This window comes from Vibrio sp. T9 (assembly GCF_003123985.1).
In the GTDB taxonomy this organism is placed as follows: Bacteria; Pseudomonadota; Gammaproteobacteria; order Enterobacterales; family Vibrionaceae; genus Vibrio; species Vibrio diabolicus.
Genome location: NZ_NIGY01000017.1, coordinates 1 through 18314, shown reverse-complemented (window position 1 = coordinate 18314; position 18314 = coordinate 1). Strand labels below are relative to the sequence as shown.

The 18314-nt window shown below is 44.9% G+C and carries 20 protein-coding genes and 1 rRNA gene; 17 read left to right on the top strand and 4 right to left on the bottom strand.

Features of this window, described 5'->3' with window-relative positions:
- The 6 genes from CBX98_RS23400 (at position 1) to rplI (ending at position 3277) form a co-directional block, all read left to right on the top strand.
- Positions 1–840 (top strand): Dam family site-specific DNA-(adenine-N6)-methyltransferase, encoded by an 840-nt coding sequence (locus CBX98_RS23400; RefSeq protein WP_047009939.1) that lies wholly within the window; start codon positions 1–3, stop codon positions 838–840.
- 92 nt (positions 841–932) lie between these two features.
- The gene (gene rpe, locus CBX98_RS23395; RefSeq protein ID WP_005395709.1) at positions 933–1604 is read left to right on the top strand and encodes a ribulose-phosphate 3-epimerase; all 672 of its coding nucleotides are present in this window, start codon (positions 933–935) and stop codon (positions 1602–1604) included.
- Positions 1605–1846: 242 nt separating this feature from the next.
- Positions 1847–2236, top strand: coding sequence for a 30S ribosomal protein S6 (gene rpsF / locus CBX98_RS23390; RefSeq protein ID WP_005381299.1), 390 nt, complete (start codon positions 1847–1849; stop codon positions 2234–2236).
- Positions 2237–2244: 8 nt separating this feature from the next.
- The gene (gene priB, locus CBX98_RS23385; RefSeq protein WP_005381298.1) at positions 2245–2547 is read left to right on the top strand and encodes a primosomal replication protein N; all 303 of its coding nucleotides are present in this window, start codon (positions 2245–2247) and stop codon (positions 2545–2547) included.
- A 16-nt stretch (positions 2548–2563) separates the two neighbouring features.
- Positions 2564–2791, top strand: a complete 228-nt coding sequence (gene rpsR, locus CBX98_RS23380; protein WP_000090472.1) for a 30S ribosomal protein S18 — start codon at positions 2564–2566, stop codon at positions 2789–2791.
- 33 nt (positions 2792–2824) lie between these two features.
- A complete protein-coding gene (rplI, locus tag CBX98_RS23375; protein WP_005381278.1) occupies positions 2825–3277 on the top strand; it encodes a 50S ribosomal protein L9 in 453 nt (150 codons plus the stop codon).
- Positions 3278–3356: 79 nt separating this feature from the next.
- On the opposite strand, the gene CBX98_RS23370 is transcribed toward rplI, so the two are convergent.
- Entirely contained in the window at positions 3357–4121 is a 765-nt protein-coding gene (locus CBX98_RS23370) for a DUF481 domain-containing protein (RefSeq protein WP_006743223.1), read from the bottom strand.
- A gap of 221 nt (positions 4122–4342) precedes the next feature.
- Here CBX98_RS23370 and CBX98_RS23365 point away from each other — a divergent pair, with 221 nt between their 5' ends.
- Both CBX98_RS23365 and alr read left to right on the top strand, forming a co-directional pair.
- Positions 4343–5743, top strand: coding sequence for a replicative DNA helicase (locus CBX98_RS23365; protein ID WP_005395704.1), 1401 nt, complete (start codon positions 4343–4345; stop codon positions 5741–5743).
- 13 nt (positions 5744–5756) lie between these two features.
- Complete coding sequence (gene alr / locus CBX98_RS23360; protein ID WP_041853013.1) at positions 5757–6833, top strand: alanine racemase; 1077 nt, start codon at positions 5757–5759, stop codon at positions 6831–6833.
- A gap of 38 nt (positions 6834–6871) precedes the next feature.
- Here alr and CBX98_RS23355 read toward each other — a convergent pair whose 3' ends face one another.
- Positions 6872–7291: a secondary thiamine-phosphate synthase enzyme YjbQ gene (locus tag CBX98_RS23355; protein WP_109170354.1), complete on the bottom strand. Its 420-nt coding sequence runs from the start codon at positions 7289–7291 to the stop codon at positions 6872–6874.
- Positions 7292–7597: 306 nt separating this feature from the next.
- Here CBX98_RS23355 and pgi point away from each other — a divergent pair, with 306 nt between their 5' ends.
- A complete protein-coding gene (pgi, locus tag CBX98_RS23350; protein WP_065645884.1) occupies positions 7598–9250 on the top strand; it encodes a glucose-6-phosphate isomerase in 1653 nt (550 codons plus the stop codon).
- A gap of 104 nt (positions 9251–9354) precedes the next feature.
- Here the strand turns inward: pgi and CBX98_RS23345 are convergent, their stop codons facing one another.
- Complete coding sequence (locus tag CBX98_RS23345; RefSeq protein WP_005381269.1) at positions 9355–9816, bottom strand: chemotaxis protein CheX; 462 nt, start codon at positions 9814–9816, stop codon at positions 9355–9357.
- Between the two features lie 9 nt (positions 9817–9825).
- The gene (gene zur / locus CBX98_RS23340) at positions 9826–10290 is read right to left on the bottom strand and encodes a zinc uptake transcriptional repressor Zur (RefSeq protein WP_005381268.1); all 465 of its coding nucleotides are present in this window, start codon (positions 10288–10290) and stop codon (positions 9826–9828) included.
- 321 nt (positions 10291–10611) lie between these two features.
- Between zur and dusA the strand changes: the two genes are divergently transcribed.
- The 8 genes from dusA to CBX98_RS23295 form a co-directional block, all read left to right on the top strand.
- Positions 10612–11592 carry a tRNA dihydrouridine(20/20a) synthase DusA gene (dusA, locus tag CBX98_RS23335; RefSeq protein ID WP_109170353.1) on the top strand — a complete coding sequence of 327 codons (981 nt, stop codon included), beginning with the start codon at positions 10612–10614 and terminating at the stop codon, positions 11590–11592.
- A gap of 163 nt (positions 11593–11755) precedes the next feature.
- A complete protein-coding gene (gene pspG / locus CBX98_RS23330) occupies positions 11756–11971 on the top strand; it encodes an envelope stress response protein PspG (protein WP_005398086.1) in 216 nt (71 codons plus the stop codon).
- A 98-nt stretch (positions 11972–12069) separates the two neighbouring features.
- Positions 12070–12729, top strand: a complete 660-nt coding sequence (locus CBX98_RS23325) for a TIGR04219 family outer membrane beta-barrel protein (protein ID WP_104971004.1) — start codon at positions 12070–12072, stop codon at positions 12727–12729.
- A 157-nt stretch (positions 12730–12886) separates the two neighbouring features.
- Positions 12887–13117: a hypothetical protein gene (locus tag CBX98_RS23320; protein WP_005455817.1), complete on the top strand. Its 231-nt coding sequence runs from the start codon at positions 12887–12889 to the stop codon at positions 13115–13117.
- Between the two features lie 117 nt (positions 13118–13234).
- A complete protein-coding gene (locus tag CBX98_RS23315) occupies positions 13235–15106 on the top strand; it encodes an assimilatory sulfite reductase (NADPH) flavoprotein subunit (protein WP_048626709.1) in 1872 nt (623 codons plus the stop codon).
- Complete coding sequence (gene cysI, locus CBX98_RS23310) at positions 15106–16842, top strand: assimilatory sulfite reductase (NADPH) hemoprotein subunit (RefSeq protein ID WP_109170352.1); 1737 nt, start codon at positions 15106–15108, stop codon at positions 16840–16842. The genes CBX98_RS23315 and cysI overlap by 1 nt, the downstream gene beginning before the upstream one ends.
- Entirely contained in the window at positions 16835–17614 is a 780-nt protein-coding gene (locus CBX98_RS23305) for a phosphoadenylyl-sulfate reductase (RefSeq protein WP_006743230.1), read from the top strand. The genes cysI and CBX98_RS23305 overlap by 8 nt, the downstream gene beginning before the upstream one ends.
- 577 nt (positions 17615–18191) lie before the next feature.
- Positions 18192–18314, top strand: a 16S ribosomal RNA gene (locus tag CBX98_RS23295); the annotation flags it as partial.

Below are 18314 nucleotides of genomic sequence, written 5' to 3'. Positions count from 1 at the left end.
ATGAAAAAGCAACGAGCCTTTCTTAAATGGGCAGGAGGAAAATACGGACTGGTTGAAGACATCCAACGTCATTTACCGCCGGCTCGAAAGCTAGTTGAACCTTTTGTTGGCGCGGGCTCAGTGTTTCTGAATACCGACTATGACCATTACCTACTGGCAGATATCAATCCAGATCTGATCAATCTGTACAACCTACTAAAAGAGCGCCCTGAAGAGTATATCTCTGAAGCGAAGCGTTGGTTTGTCGCCGAGAATAACCGTAAAGAAGCTTACTTACACATTCGCGCTGAGTTTAATAAAACCGATGACGTGATGTACCGCTCTTTAGCGTTTTTGTACATGAACCGCTTTGGTTTTAATGGTCTATGCCGTTACAACAAAAAAGGCGGTTTTAACGTTCCGTTCGGTTCATATAAAAAGCCTTACTTCCCAGAGGCGGAATTGGAGTTTTTTGCCGAAAAAGCCAAGAAAGCCACGTTCGTTTGTGAAGGTTATCCAGAAACTTTTCGCCGAGCACGTAAGGGGAGTGTGGTGTATTGCGATCCTCCTTATGCACCGCTTTCAAACACGGCAAATTTCACCTCATACGCAGGTAATGGTTTCACGTTGGATGACCAGGCTGCATTAGCCGACATTGCTGAAAGAACGGCGACTGAGCGTGGTATTCCGGTTCTGATTTCTAACCACGACACTACGTTGACGCGTCGGTTGTATCACGGTGCAGATCTCAATGTAGTAAAAGTAAAGCGCACCATTAGCCGCAATGGCAGTGGTCGTAATAAAGTCGATGAGCTGCTTGCGCTTTTTCATGCCCCTGAGATGGATAAACCAAGCTCTTAGTTCTCACACTATTAAATCTAAATAGTGGATCTCCCCACTGGCTTCGGTAGAATTGCGCGCAGATTGTTTGCTCATTACTACTGAGGTCAGGTATGAAAGATTTTCTTATTGCTCCATCCATTTTATCGGCAGATTTTGCTCGTCTCGGTGAAGATGTCGAGAAAGTACTCGCAGCGGGTGCGGATGTGGTGCATTTCGACGTTATGGATAACCACTATGTACCAAACCTGACTTTTGGTGCACCTGTGTGTAAAGCACTACGCGATTACGGCATCACCGCACCAATCGATGTTCACCTAATGGTGAAACCGGTTGACCGCATTATTCCTGATTTCGCAAAAGCGGGTGCGTCGATGATTACATTCCATGTGGAAGCTTCTGATCATGTAGACCGTACACTGCAGTTAATTAAAGAGCACGGCTGTCAGGCTGGTGTGGTACTAAACCCAGCAACGCCACTTGCGAGCCTTGAGTTCATCATGGACAAAGTCGACATGATTCTACTGATGTCGGTTAACCCTGGCTTTGGTGGTCAATCATTCATTCCTCACACGCTAGATAAACTGCGTGCAGTTCGTAAGATGATCGATGAGTCTGGTCGAGATATCCGTTTAGAAATTGATGGCGGTGTGAAGGTTGACAACATTCGTGAAATCGCAGAAGCGGGCGCAGACATGTTCGTTGCAGGCTCGGCAATTTTCGGTCAGCCAGATTACAAACAAGTGATCGACCAAATGCGCACGGAGCTGGCTGAAGTAAAATAAGCCCCGATATACGCGCGATAATACCCTGATTTTAAAGGCTGTCACTTTATTGGTAGCCTTTGTTATTTCTAACGTTGGATGAAATAAAATATCCCCTGCGTTGAGCAAATAATCACTTGCCTATTTTGCGCCCTTTCTGTACTATTCGTGCTCCTTAAACTCAGTCAATTATCTTTAGTTCCTTGCTTCCTCTGGACGACTGAGCCATTTGTGGAAGCTGAATAATCCGTAAGGAGCAACCAATGCGTCATTACGAAATCGTATTCATGGTGCACCCAGATCAAAGCGAGCAAGTTGCTGGCATGATCGAGCGTTACACTGGTTCAATCACTGAAGCTGGCGGTAAAATCCACCGTCTAGAAGACTGGGGCCGTCGTCAACTGGCTTACCCAATCAACAAGCTTCACAAAGCTCACTACGTTCTTATGAACGTTGAAGCTGACCAAGCTGTAATTGATGAGCTAGAAACTGCTTTCCGTTTCAACGATGCAGTTCTACGTAACATGATCATGCGTACTAAAGCAGCGATCACTGAGCAATCTATCATGCTTAAGCAAAAAGAAGAGCGTGCTCCACGTCGTGAAGAGCGTTCTGAAGCTAAGCCTGAAGCTAAGTCAGAAGCTGCTGAGTAAGTTTTCTTATGGCCAATCGAATGGAGCTGAGCGGCACCATTGCCAAACCGCCCATTCGTAGTAAAAGCCCTGGTGGCATTGAACACTGTCGGTTTTGGCTGGAGCATCGCTCTACTATTATCGAAGCTGACTTACCTCGACAAGTTTATTGTCGTATGCCGGTAGTCGTCAGCGGGCTTGGGTCACAAGCACTAACTCAGAATTTAGTTCAAGGCAGTAACATTAAGGTAAGTGGTTTTGTCACTTATCAAACCGGCCGAAATGGCGTGGGAAAATTAGTGTTACACGCCGACAACATTACTCAAATTTAAGATCAGGAGATAGCCCATGGCTCGTTTCTTCCGTCGTCGTAAATTCTGCCGTTTCACTGCAGAAGGCGTACAAGAGATTGATTACAAAGACGTAGCAACTCTTAAAAACTACATCACTGAAGCTGGTAAAATCGTACCTAGCCGTATCACTGGTACAAGCGCTAAGTACCAGCGTCAACTAGCACGTGCTATCAAGCGTTCACGCTACCTAGCTCTACTACCGTACACTGACAAGCATCAGTAATCGGTTCATTTTATTAAGAAAGAGGATTAAGCAATGCAAGTTATTCTACTTGATAAAATTGGTAACCTAGGTGGTCTTGGCGATACTGCAAACGTTAAATCTGGCTACGCTCGTAACTTCCTTATCCCACAAGGTAAAGCAGTTATGGCAACTAAAGCTAACGTTGAAATGTTTGAAGCTCGTCGTGCTGAACTAGAAGCTAAAGTTGCTGAGCAACTAGCTGCTGCAGAAGCTCGCGCAGAGAAAGTTAACGCTCTAGAAGCTGTAGTTATCGCTTCTAAAGCTGGTGACGAAGGCAAACTATTCGGTTCTATCGGTACTCGTGACATCGCTGACGCTATCACAGCTGCAGGCGTTGAAGTTGCTAAGAGCGAAGTTCGCCTTCCTGAAGGTGCTCTACGTACAACTGGTGAGTTCGAGATCAGCGTTCAACTTCACTCTGAAGTTTTCGCAACTGTGAACCTACAAGTTGTTGCTGCTGAGTAATTCAGTATCAAGACGAAATACTAAAAAGCACCTCTTCGGAGGTGCTTTTTTTATTTCTAAAACTGGGAGAAAAAACGGGTTAAAAAGCGAAGAGTAAATTAACGGAAAATACGCTATCCGCTTTGCTTAAGCCTTCAGGCACTTTATCGTGATACTGACGAGAGTGTGCCAGTTTCAGTGCAATATCTTCAGTAATATCATTGGTCACGCTGAGTTCACTATCGGCCCGAGTGTTACTTTTACCTGTTACCAACGTAATATCAGCCGCGAAACTCAAATTATCTAGTGCGTGCCAAGTCGTATTGATATTCCCTCGAAAAATGCCTTCTCGAACGATATCGGGAAAGACAATGTCGTCATCATCGATCTCATCTAAATTTGGTTCTTGATAACGAAAACCAGGACCAACTTCTACCTCTAAAATGAAGTTTTCAGTGTAGGAAAACTGGTAACCCAAACCACCTGATAAGGTGTAGTCTTTAAAATAGGCACTGTAACGAGAATCCACCCCTTTAAAGCTGCCATACAAATACGTTTTAGGACCTAACTTGTAGTCACTCTGTAGGGCGTAGGTGGATGAGCGTTTGTCTTCTTCACCGTCTTTGTACAAGTTGTAGTACTTCCATTCACCATTAGAACGGTGTCGACCTGACGTATATTCAGCACTCAAACGAGCATTCAGGGAACGAGAGTCCGTGTTACCTGTGTGAGCTTGATAGCCGAACTCCACCTCGGTTTTTAATGGGTCGGGCACATCAATATTTTGCTCTGGCTGTACTGATTCGTCAGCATACGATGCACTAGCGCATAGTAAGCTAAAGCTAAGTAACCAGTATCGGGACACATCAACCTCGAACGTAATTAAAAAGGAGGGGCATGATACTGATACAGATATTTTGTTGGGTCAATGGTAGGTTAATTTTTATTAGAGCTGGGCGGAAGAACCAGGCTATTACTTGTGCGGTTCGCATGTTGATTTCTTAACAAGTAATTGTCTCTTCGGGGAAGCATCTCAGTTAGGTTAAGGTTATAATCGTGGGTCAATAGTAGTTATCGAGCAAAGTCATGGCGGAAAACAGAAATCGCAAACCTTCAGACAGTCAGGTCGACGCAATCAAAGTGCCACCTCACTCACTAGAAGCCGAGCAATCAGTAATTGGTGGTCTTTTACTGGACAATGAACGTTGGGACACCGTTGCCGAACGTGTTGTAAGCAGTGATTTCTATAGTCGTCCGCATCGCCTAATTTTTGAAGGTGTAAAAACCATTCTTGAAGCGGGCAAGCCTCTCGATCTTATTACTTTATCGGAATACCTGGAGCGTCACGAGCAATTAGAAGATGTGGGCGGTTTTGCTTACCTTGCAGATTTGGCGAAAAACACGCCAAGCGCCGCTAACATTAATGCGTACGCTGATATTGTTGCCGAACGTGCGATTGTCCGTGGTTTGATCGGTGTCGCGAATGAGATTGCGGATGCGGGTTACGACCCTCAAGGTCGAAGTTCGGAAGATCTGATTGATATGGCGGAGAGTAAAGTTTTCGCCATCGCTGAGTCACGAACCAGTGAAAACGAAGGGCCACAAAATGTTGATAACATCCTCGAAAAGACGTTAGAACGTATCGAGTTGTTATATAAAACGCCGCAAGATGGTGTAACGGGTGTCGACACAGGTTTCACTGACCTCAATAAGAAAACCGCAGGTTTGCAAGGTTCTGATTTGGTGATTGTCGCGGCGCGTCCATCGATGGGTAAAACGACCTTTGCGATGAACTTGTGTGAAAATGCGGCCATGCAACAAGAGAAGCCTGTGCTTATTTTCTCGCTAGAGATGCCAGCCGAGCAGTTGATGATGCGTATGTTGGCCTCTTTGTCTCGCGTTGACCAAACCAAGATCCGTACGGGTCAGCTGGATGACGAAGACTGGGCGCGTATTTCTTCTACTATGGGTATCTTGATGCAGAAGAAAAACATGTACATTGATGACAGCTCCGGTCTAACTCCGACCGAAGTGCGTTCACGCGCTCGCCGTATCGCACGTGAACATGGCGGTCTGTCGATGATCATGGTCGACTACCTTCAGCTTATGCGCGTGCCTGCACTCTCTGATAACCGTACGCTGGAAATCGCGGAGATTTCACGCTCTCTGAAAGCGTTGGCAAAAGAGCTGAATGTGCCCGTCGTGGCGCTGTCTCAGCTTAACCGTTCCCTAGAGCAACGTTCAGATAAACGCCCAGTAAACTCGGACTTGCGTGAGTCGGGCTCTATCGAACAGGATGCCGACTTGATCATGTTCATCTACCGTGACGAGGTGTATCACCCAGATAGCCCATACAAAGGCACGGCAGAAATCATCATTGGTAAGCAACGTAACGGTCCTATCGGCTCTGTGCGTCTCACCTTCCAAGGTCAACACTCGCGCTTTGACAACTATGCGGGTCCTGCATTCGATATTGATGATGAGTAACCCTATGAGCTATATGAAAGCGGCCAAGGCGTGCATTGATTTGTCTGCGTTGCAGCACAACTTACAGCGCGTGAAAGCGCAAGCGCCCCAAAGTAAAGTGATGGCTGTAGTGAAGGCCAATGGCTATGGTCACGGATTACGTCACGTTGCAAAACATGCCAACCATGCGGATGCCTTTGGCGTAGCTCGCATTGAAGAAGCGTTGCAACTGCGCGCTTGTGGAGTAGTAAAGCCAATTCTATTGCTAGAAGGTTTTTACTCCCCAGGTGACTTACCTGTTCTTGTGACGAACAACATTCAAACCGTGGTGCATTGTGAAGAGCAGCTTATCGCTTTGGAGCAAGCCGACCTTGAAACTCCGGTTGTCGTGTGGCTTAAGATTGACAGTGGGATGCACCGTCTTGGCGTTCGCCCTGAGCAATATGATGAGTTTGTCACGCGGTTGAAAGAGTGTCCAAACGTAGCCAAGCCGTTACGTTACATGAGTCACTTTGGCTGTGCAGATGAGCTGGATAGCCATATCACTCCCCAACAGATTGAGCTGTTTAAGTCGTTGACCTCTGGTTGTCAGGGGGAGCGTTCACTTGCGGCATCTGCGGGGTTGTTGGCATGGCCTCAAAGCCATTTGGATTGGGTTCGTCCGGGTATCATCATGTATGGTGTATCGCCATTTGATGACAAGACCGCACAAGATCTGGGGTATCAACCCGTGATGACACTTAAATCCCATCTTATTGCGGTACGTGAAGTTAAGAAGGGCGAAAGTGTTGGCTACGGCGGTATGTGGACCAGTAAGCGAGATACAAAAGTCGGTGTCATCGCAGTAGGGTATGGCGACGGTTACCCAAGAAGTGCCCCGAACGGCACTCCGGTTTGGGTAAATGGTCGTAAAGTACCTATCGCAGGTCGAGTTTCTATGGATATGCTGACGGTCGATTTGGGACCAGATGCAACGGATAAAGTCAGCGACGAAGCGATTCTTTGGGGGAAAGAGCTCCCAGTAGAAGAAGTGGCGGGTCACATTGGTACCATTGCGTATGAACTCGTGACTAAGCTAACGCCTCGCGTCGAGATGGAGTACTCAAAATAAACAGCGAAAGGCTAACCTAAGGTTAGCCTTTGTTTTATCTACTCACCGTTAATCGTAGCAATAACGCGGCGGCCGCCGCCAAAGTCTCGGTGCTCACCCAAGTAAATGCCCTGCCATGTTCCTAAAGCTAATCGACCATTTTGGATTGGTATCGTCACACTACTGCCAAGCAGGGATGCTTTAATGTGTGCTGGCATGTCGTCATCACCCTCATAGGTGTGCTGATAATAAGGAGCACGCTCTGGTACAAACTTGTTGAAATGCGCTTCCATGTCCATACGCACGGTTGGATCAGCATTCTCATTTAAGGTCAAACTGGCGGAGGTATGCTGAATAAATAGGTGTAATAAACCTACTGAAAGCTCGTTTATGTGTGGTAATTGTTGTTCAATTTCATCAGTTATTAGGTGAAAACCGCGGCTTCTCGCTTTTAATTGCAGTGTTTTTTGTGCCCACATACGTGTTCCTTTGGAAATTTATAAATTGACGTCTATCCTATTCCAATTAGAGCCTGTCATTAGTAAGTGATATGATTCTTACCATCGTAAATGAATTGTTCATTTTCAGGGCAGGGAACGTGACCTAACTCAATGTGAGTGTAAATACTCTCAGTCATAATTGGCACCTGAAAAAAAATTACAAAGACTTGTTTTGTGGCAATTCGCCCAAACATCTAATTAATATTCTATTTGCTAAATCGGGGATTCCACAGTTTTCGCTAGACTGTAAGGAATGGAACCTACTGTAACATCGGGATAAAGACCATGTTGAAAAATATCAATCCAACGCAAACACAAGCTTGGAAAGCGCTAACGGCGCATTTCGAATCTGCACAAGATATGGATCTTAAAGAGTTATTTGCTCAAGACGCAGCGCGTTTCGACAAATACTCTGCACGTTTCGGCTCAGACATCCTAGTCGATTACTCAAAGAACCTCATCAATGAGGAAACTCTGAAGCACCTGTTCGCTCTTGCGAACGAGACTGAGCTGAAATCTGCAATTGAAGCGATGTTCAGTGGCGAAGCGATCAACCAAACAGAAGGTCGCGCTGTTCTTCACACTGCACTACGTAACCGCACGAACACTCCAGTAATGGTAGACGGCGAAGACGTAATGCCAGCAGTGAACGCGGTTCTAGAAAAAATGAAATCATTCACTGACCGCGTTATTGGCGGTGAGTGGAAAGGTTACACTGGTAAAGCAATTACAGATATCGTGAACATCGGTATCGGTGGTTCTGACCTTGGCCCTTACATGGTGACGGAAGCACTAGCACCGTACAAAAATCATCTAAATCTTCACTTCGTATCTAACGTTGATGGTACTCACATCGTTGAAACGTTGAAGAAAGTTAACCCAGAAACGACGTTATTCTTGATCGCGTCTAAGACGTTCACAACGCAAGAAACCATGACTAACGCGCACACCGCACGTGATTGGTTCTTAGAGTCAGCGGGCGATCAAGCTCACGTGGCTAAGCACTTTGCTGCACTTTCAACGAATGCGACAGCCGTGTCTGAATTCGGTATTGATACAGCGAACATGTTCGAATTCTGGGACTGGGTTGGTGGCCGTTACTCACTATGGTCTGCAATCGGTTTATCAATCGCATTAGCGGTAGGTTACGACAACTTCGTTGAGCTGCTTGAAGGTGCTCACGAGATGGACAAGCACTTCGTATCAACAGACCTAGAAAGCAACATCCCTGTGATCCTTGCGCTTATCGGTATTTGGTACAACAACTTCCACGGTGCGGAATCAGAAGCTATCTTACCTTACGATCAGTACATGCACCGTTTCGCGGCGTACTTCCAGCAAGGTAACATGGAATCAAACGGTAAATACGTTGACCGTGAAGGCAATGCTGTGACTTACCAAACGGGCCCTATTATTTGGGGTGAACCAGGTACCAACGGTCAGCACGCGTTCTACCAACTGATTCACCAAGGCACTAAGCTGATCCCATGTGACTTCATTGCACCTGCAATCAGCCACAACCCAGCTAGCGATCATCACCAAAAACTGATGTCCAACTTCTTTGCGCAAACTGAAGCACTAGCGTTTGGTAAGAGTGAAGAAACCGTGAAAGAAGAGTTGGTGAAAGCAGGTAAGAACGCTGAAGAAGTGGCAGCGATTGCGCCATTCAAAGTGTTTGAAGGTAACCGTCCAACAAACTCTATCCTAGTGAAGCAAATCACGCCTCGTACGCTAGGTAACTTGATCGCAATGTACGAACACAAAATCTTCGTACAAGGTGTTATCTGGAACATCTTCAGCTTTGACCAATGGGGCGTGGAGCTAGGTAAACAACTGGCTAACCAAATCCTACCTGAGCTTGCAGACGAGTCTCAAATCAGCTCGCATGACAGCTCAACAAATGGTCTAATCAACGCATTTAAAGCGTTCAAAGCTTAATGTTTGGTTTGAATAGATAAAGAAAAGGTCAGCAAATGCTGACCTTTTTTATTGCCTGAGGCAAAAAAAATAGGTTGGCCAGTGCCAACCTATTTTTTTCTCTTTTATTCGAAGCAAATTTCGATAAAGGCATTTCCCCATTGGGAAGAGAAAGGCATGATGATGATTGAGCCCTCACACTTGTGGCGAATCGTATGGCCTCGGCCAGAAACCACTACGGGTGTTGCCATATCAAAATCAAAACCACTTTCCGCCAGAATGCGTTTCGCACCACCAGTAACCATGTTGGTGATCTCACCCACCATATCGGTGACCTCTTCATTGAGTCCATTTGGACGCTCACCAAGCATGTTCTGCATGATTTCTAGAGCTAGCGCTTCATCAAAGGTAATCGACATTGAACCACGAGTTTGTGGACCTACCATGCCAATCAGACCAGAAACGTCACCTCGTGCGATCTCATCTTTTTTGATTCGCGGTTTTTGTGGCTTCAGCTCAAGAGAAGCCATGGTTTTTAGCACGTTCATTAAAGAAGCTAAAAACGGGTTTACAAATTCAGCGCGCATAACGTTCTTCTATACTTTTTCTTTCGTCTCGGAGGAACAGGCCTGGCATTCACCATGAGTTTCAATAACTTGGTTGGTCAGTTTGAATCCATGCTTCTCGGCGTTTTCGGCTAACAAGGATATCAGCGTCTCATCTTCGAGTTCAACGACATCACCACATTTATCGCAAATTAGTAATTGGAAAAAGTGCTGCTGAGTATTGAAAGAACAACAAGTAATAAAGCTATTTGTCGATTCCACTCGGTGGATGAAGCCTTGCTCTAGGAGAAAATCTAATGCTCGATAAACAGTGGGAGGCTTAGCCTGAGGCTCACTCTCTTTTAGTTGCTCCAATAGCTCATACGCACTTGAGGCGCGGCGATTAGAACAAATGAGTTCAAATACGCGTCGGCGTTGCGGAGTCAATCGTACTCCACGCTCTGCGCAGATACTTTCAATTTGTTCAATGATTGTTGGGTTCAAACCTTTCACCATAACTATCGGACGTGCTCTATGATAAATCATTTCTATACGAAGTTCGTTTAGAAATGCTTCATTTTACCCACTATCAGAACGAAAATCATGAATTAAAGCAAGTCGGTGGTGGTGTGAAGTCGGAATAGTCATCACAGAATGAATCAACGAGTGACGAATTCGTATTACTGCTGCATATTCCTAAGCATTTGGCTAGCCAGACAACCAAATCATTCTCGCTGAAACTAGCACCTAGAGGTGCTTGGGTATACAATACCCGACTTATTTTTTGAGCGTACTGCTGCGCTCGACCTTGGCAACATAAAAACGGGTGTTTATATCATGACTCATTCTTGCAGGCTCTCCGTAGCACCAATGCTCGACTGGACCGATCGTCATTGTCGCTACTTCCATCGCTTAATGACCAAAGAAACCCTGCTGTACACTGAAATGGTGACGACAGGTGCGATCATTCATGGAAAAGGAGATTTCCTGGCTTACAACGAAGAAGAGCATCCGTTGGCCCTTCAGTTGGGTGGTTCAAACCCAGAAGACTTGGCAAAGTGTGCCAAACTGGCTCAAGAGCGTGGCTATGATGAGGTTAACCTCAATGTGGGTTGCCCGTCTGACCGTGTACAAAACGGTCGCTTTGGTGCTTGCCTAATGGCGGAACCACAGTTGGTTGCGGATTGTGTCGCTGCAATGAAGGACGTGGTTGATATTCCTGTGACAGTCAAGACTCGTATTGGTATTGATGATCAAGATTCTTACGAGTTCCTAACGGATTTCATTTCTATTGTTTCAGAAAAGGGTGGCTGTGAGCAGTTCACTATCCATGCACGTAAAGCTTGGTTAAGTGGTTTAAGCCCAAAAGAAAACCGCGAGATCCCACCATTGGATTACCCACGCGCTTACCAATTGAAGCAAGACTTCTCACACCTAACGATTGCGATTAACGGTGGCGTGAAATCATTAGAAGAAGCAAAAGCACATCTTCAGCATCTTGACGGTGTGATGATTGGTCGTGAAGCATACCAAAGCCCATATTTACTGGCATCGGTAGACCAAGAGTTGTTTGGCTCTAATGCTCCAGTGAAGAAACGCAGCGAAATTGTTGAAGAGATGTATCCATACATTGAAGCGCAATTAGCGAAAGGTGCGTACCTTGGTCATATTACCCGCCACATGTTAGGTTTGTTCCAAAGCATGCCCGGTGCTCGTCAATGGCGTCGTCATATCAGTGAAAATGCGCACAAACCAGGTTCTGGTCTAGAAGTGCTGCAAGACGCGTTAGCGAAGATTCCAAAAGAATTGAATGTGTAAAATTCACCAGTGGTTGGCTAAAATTACCAACTAAAGAACAAGTAAGCCAGAGTGCAGAAATGCCTCTGGCTTTATTTTTGAATAAAAATCATTGTGTTATCGTCATCTTGGTAAGTTGGTATGGAAACTGCTCTGTTTATTAAAAACAAATGGAGAAGTGATTATGTTGGAGCTAATCTTTATTTTAGTCTTTGCGGCGACCCTATTGGTTACCGGTATCACAATGATGACCGTATTCGCAGCAACCGGTATTGCGTTAGTTGTGATGTTTTTACTGGGAATGGTCGGAGCGGTACTCAAACTATTGCCATGGTTAATCGTGATTGCATTGGGTGTTTGGTTCTTCAAGAATTACGTTGCCCAGCCCCGCTATAAATAACGAGTGACATGATTTAGTTGATAGAGAGACGTGAGAGTATGGTATATTTCCTCTCACGTCTTCAACGTGAACATCAGCTATCTCGGAGTACACACTACATGACAAATAAAGCGACCATCGCTTTAACAGCATTATCGTTGGCAGTATCTTTTCCTGTTTTTGCAGAATATTCTGTATCGACGAAAGTCGGCGCAGAGATCTGGGCTGCTGACACTAAAGTAAATGAAGTAAGACGAGATAGCAGCACAACAGGCGCATTTTACGCGGCGATTGAACATGATGTTAAATACGTTCCTAATGCGCGCCTTCGTTACTCAAGTGTTGATGCGGATTACATGGGGTTCGATAAGCTCGATTTCACCATGTACTACCAAGTTCTGGAGCATGATTTATTGCATTTTGATGCGGGTGTTACATTCAGTAATTTAAGTGACACTAAATACATTGATGCTGGCTCAAACAAGCGTATAGAAGAGTTTGATGAGCTGATTTGGGCTTGGTACGGTTACGCAGAGATTCAAGTTCCGGACACAAATTTTGATGTGATTGGTGAGATAAACTTTGGTGACAACAAAGGTATCAAAAGCACTGATTTCATGGCAGGTGTTCAATACCATGTACCGCTCGAAAAAGCTCAACTGGCTTTTCGTGGTGGTTACCGCGTGATTGATTTGGAGTCCGAGAAATTCATGTCGGATCTAGGGAAAGAGTTTATTTTTGCTAACGGCTTTTTTGTGAGTGCAGAATACGCATTCTAAATGCAGCCAGATTAGATACTCGATTTTTTTAAAACGTCGCTTTATAAGCGGCGTTTTTTTATATCACTTCATTATATCCAATCGAATTTTCTGCCTATTTTGCTGACTTAGACCATGCTTACCTAGGAGCAATGTGAAAGTTAAAGCAGGGATAGCGATGACAATAAACGAACTAAGACATCTATTCCGTGAAAACCAGCTTGTCGAAGCGATTATTGAACCTGCAATCCAAGAGGGTGGCTGGGTTGTGGAGTTCAGACATGCGCGCGGTGGTTTTGTTTTTCTGACGGACAGTCATGGTGAAGAATGTCTTTATGAAGATTTGGATGCAGCGTCAAAATCGGCAATGGCAGTAGGCTTTCAACAAGTCCGCATTGAAGATCGATGAGCAAAAAGTAAGCCGTTCTTACTTCCAAAAAGTTATAAAACATTCACTTCTATTCTTTCTTGTTATTAAGGAGAGTGGGTACTCTATCGTCACGCAATGAATAGGGATGTCGTGATAATGTCTTTTCAAAAGAATGAGTATTCTCACAAGAATGTGTCTGAAGATAATAATGGGCAAGGAGGAACTCCTCCAATCGCAAGCCCTCTGAATGACCAACAAATTAGCTCACTCCAACAAACTGTCTCTGAGTTGTCTTCACAGCAACTTGCTTGGGTCAGTGGGTATTTTTGGGGATTAGCTCAAAATCAACCAAATACAGCGGTAACGCCAATTGCACAAGCGACGGCAGCCGTATCAGCGAAGCCAGCAGGTAAGTTGAGTATTATTTTTGCTTCCCAAACTGGCAACGCTAAAGGCGTTGCTGAAGCTCTAGAACAGGAAGCAAAAGCAGAAGGAATTGCTGTCGAACTTTTTGATGCAAGTGATTACAAAGGTAAAAACTTAGCCAAAGAAACACATGTCATTATTGTGGCATCGACGAACGGCGAAGGCGAAGCACCAGATAACGCTATAGAGCTACACGAGTTTTTGCAATCTAAGAAAGCTCCTAAGCTGTCAAACCTTCAATATGGCGTTATTGCTCTGGGTGACTCGAGCTACGAATTCTTCTGCCAAACCGGTAAAGACTTCGACGCTTACCTATCAAAGTTAGGCGCGACCCCATTTATCGATCGTCTTGATTGCGATGTGGATTATGAAGCACCAGCAGCTGAATGGCGTAAGAATGCGTTAGGTAAGGTAAAAGATACGCTTTCTTCTGGCACTGAAGCGGATGTGGTTCAACTTCCTGTGGGTCAGGCGGCGACTGCGCACTCTCCTTACAATAAACAAAACCCATACACAGCGACGTTACTGACCAGTCAAAAAATCACGGGTCGTGATTCTGGAAAGGATGTTCGTCATATAGAAATTGACTTGGAAGGTTCGGGGTTAACGTATCAGCCTGGTGATGCGCTAGGTGTGTGGTTTGAAAATAGTTCAGAACTTGCTAATGCCATTCTTGGTAAGGTCGGTTTGTCTGGGGTTGAAACCGTTGATGTTGATGGCGAAAGCTTGTCAATCCATAGTGCTCTCGTGAGTAAATATGAAATCACAACATCTAACCCTCAGCTCATTACAAAGTTTGCCGAGTTATCCGGTAGCAAGAAGCTACAAAAGCTGGTTGACGATAAAGATAAACTTCGCGAGTACTCTGCAAATACTCAAATTGTTGATGTATTGGCAGAGAAGAAAACCAAGTTAACCGCAGATGAGTTGATTAGTTTGCTTCGTCGTCTTACTCCTCGCCTTTACTCTATTGCATCAAGCCAAGAAGAGGTCGATGAAGAAGTACACCTAACGGTTGCTTTGGTTGAGTACGAACAAAACGACGAAAAACGATATGGTGGTGCGTCGAGCTTCTTAGCACAGCGTCTCGAAGAGGGAGATGAAGTTAAAGTATTTGTTGAGCATAACAACAACTTTAAACTGCCGGAAGATGATAGCACTCCAATTATCATGGTTGGTCCAGGCACAGGGATCGCACCATTCCGTAGCTTTATTCAGGAGCGTGAAAACCGCGATGCTGAAGGCAAAAACTGGTTGTTCTTTGGTGATCGTACTTTCACTCAAGACTTCTTATACCAAGTTGAATGGCAAAAGTACCTCAAGTCAGGAGTACTAAGCCGATTGGATGTTGCTTTTAGTCGTGACCAAGTAGAAAAAGTTTACGTACAACATCGCATCTTAGAAAACGCAGCTCAAGTGTGGCAGTGGATCCAAGAAGGCGCTTATATCTATGTCTGCGGTGATGCCACTCGTATGGCAAAAGATGTGCACGACGCACTGGTTATCGTTGCTGAACAAGAAGGCAAGATGCCGCGTGACGATGCGGAACAATTTATTAATGACCTACGTAAAGCGAAACGTTATCAGAGGGATGTGTACTAATGACTTTTTCTACGGACAATAATAAGCAGGTTGTATTAGGTGAAGAGTTAGGGCCGCTATCTGATAACGAGCGCCTGAAGCGAGAAAGTAACTTATTACGTGGCACCATTGAGCAAGATTTACAGGACCGTATTACTGGTGGCTTTACTGCCGACAACTTCCAGTTAATTCGTTTCCACGGTATGTATCAACAAGACGACCGTGATATCCGTAATGAACGCACAAAGCAAAAACTGGAACCATTACATAATGTGATGCTTCGTGCTCGTATGCCTGGAGGCATCATCACGCCAACGCAATGGTTAGCGATCGACAAGTTCGCAACGGAGCACTCTTTATATGGAAGTATTCGTCTGACGACTCGCCAAACGTTCCAGTTTCATGGGGTATTAAAACCGAATATTAAGTTGATGCATCAAACGCTCAACAGTATTGGCATTGATTCGATTGCAACCGCGGGTGATGTAAACCGTAACGTGTTGTGTACCACTAACCCGGTCGAATCAGAACTTCATCAAGAAGCTTATGAATGGGCGAAGAAGATCAGTGAACACCTGCTTCCAAAAACACGTGCTTACGCTGAGATTTGGCTGGACGGTGAGAAAGTAGAAAGCACTGAAGAAGATGAGCCTATTCTGGGTAAAAACTATTTACCGCGTAAGTTTAAAACGACGGTGGTGATCCCACCGCAAAATGACGTAGACGTGCATGCCAATGATCTTAACTTCGTAGCAATTGCGGATAACGGCAAGTTGGTTGGTTTTAACGTCCTAGTTGGCGGCGGTCTAGCGATGACACATGGTGATACGTCAACTTATCCGCGCCGCGCTGACGACTTAGGTTTCATCCCATTAGAGAAAACGCTTGATGTTGCAGCGGCGGTGGTTACCACTCAGCGTGATTGGGGTAATCGCTCAAACCGTAAGAATGCCAAAACCAAATACACACTTGACCGTGTAGGTACTGATGTCTTTAAAGCCGAAGTCGAAAAGCGAGCAGGCATTCAGTTTGAAGCAAGCCGCCCGTACGAGTTTACTGAGCGTGGTGACCGTATTGGTTGGGTAGAAGGAATTGATGGTAAACATCACTTAGCACTTTTCATCGAAAATGGTCGTCTGCTGGACTTCCCAGGTAAACCACTTAAAACGGGTGTTGCTGAAATTGCCAAAATCCATAAAGGCGATTTCCGTATGACTGCCAACCAGAACTTAATTGTTGCGGGGGTACCTAAAAGCGAAAAAGCGAAGATCGAAAAGATCGCTCGTGAACATGGCTTGATGGATGACAATATCAGTGAGCAGCGCAAAAACTCAATGGCGTGTGTTGCCTTTCCAACGTGTCCGCTAGCGATGGCAGAGGCAGAGCGTTTCCTTCCTCAGTTTGTTACTGATGTGGAGGGGATTTTGGAAAAGCACAACCTACCAGAAAATGACAACATCATTTTGCGTGTAACTGGGTGTCCAAACGGTTGTGGTCGCGCCATGTTGGCTGAAATTGGTTTAGTGGGTAAAGCGCCAGGTCGTTACAACCTACATTTAGGTGGTAACCGTGCTGGTACTCGAGTACCAAAAATGTACAAAGAGAACATCACGGATAAGCAAATCTTAGAAGAGATTGATCTGCTGGTGGCTCGATGGTCGAAAGAGCGTGAAGAAGGCGAAGCCTTCGGCGATTTCACAATTCGTGCTGGTATAATCCAAGAAGTGCTCGTATCAAAGAGGGACTTTCATGCTTGATTCTGTAGCATCCAGGCTTGAGCTTACAGAGTTATTGACATTAACAAAGACGGAGCAAATCCTCCGTCTTGCTCAAATTAATGTCGAGCTCGAAAAGCTTTCGGCACAAGATAGAGTAAAGTGGGCTTTAGAGAATCTAGAGGGCGAGTTTGCGGTTTCTTCTAGTTTTGGTATTCAAGCCGCGGTTATGCTTCATTTAGTTACTCAAGTCAAAGCGGATATCCCCGTCATTCTAACCGATACAGGATACCTGTTTGCTGAAACCTATCAATTCATTGATGAGCTGACAGATGCTCTCAACCTAAACTTAAAAGTTTATCGAGCGAAAGAAAGTGCGAATTGGCAAGAGGCTCGATATGGAAAGTTATGGGAGCAGGGTGTAGAGGGAATTGAAAAATACAACAAGCTCAATAAAGTGGAGCCAATGCGTCGAGCGCTAAAAGAGCTTAATGTTGGAACGTGGTTCTCTGGACTACGTCGAGAGCAAAGTAAATCACGAGCAGGTTTACCGATACTATCAATTCAGAACGGTGTGTTTAAGTTTTTGCCCGTAATTGACTGGACTAATAAAGACGTCCATTACTACTTAGAACAACACGGCCTTAAATACCACCCATTGTGGGATGAAGGTTACCTTTCAGTTGGTGATACTCATACCACTCGTAAATGGGAGCCGGGAATGTCAGAGGAAGAAACTCGATTCTTTGGTTTAAAACGAGAGTGTGGTTTACATGAAGATGATGGTTCAGAACAAGATGGGTCCGGCATATAACCATAATGACTTTTAAATCGAGTTTAGAGTAAATAAAGAAAGCTGCAATAAAGCAGCTTTCTTTATTTATAGCACCTGAAAAACACGCCTTATAGAATAATTCTGTGGATAAGCTGTGCGAGTTCTTGGGGTAAAGTTGAATAAATAAAGCTTTGATCGAAAACTCATCGTTTAACCATTATTTTTGCAATTTTTGAAAAATAACGCTTGCCAATGTGAGCGCGATCTCTATAATGCCTCCTCGTCGACAGGGCAAGGGCTCACAAGGGTTTAAGCGAAGTTGATAAGGCTGAAAAGAAAAACGAAATAATTTGAAGAAAGTGTTTGACACAATAAATTATCTCGCTAGAATGGCCGCCTCTTCCGGAGTGATGTCAATCACAAAGAAGAGTTGCTCTTTAACAATATAGACCTATCAATCTGTGTGGGCACTCGTTGATGATAATCCAATTAGAAGCTTCAGCTTCAAATTAGGTTTCAATGATACGAAGTGACCATTGAATCTTCGGATTCAGCACAGTCAATTCAAACATTACGTTATGTAATGTTCAGTATTCATTGAGCCGAACAAAGTCTTAAATTGAAGAGTTTGATCATGGCTCAGATTGAACGCTGGCGGCAGGCCTAACACATGCAAGTCGAGCGGAAACGAGTTATCTGAACCTTCGGGGAACGATAACGGCGTCGAGCGGCGGACGGG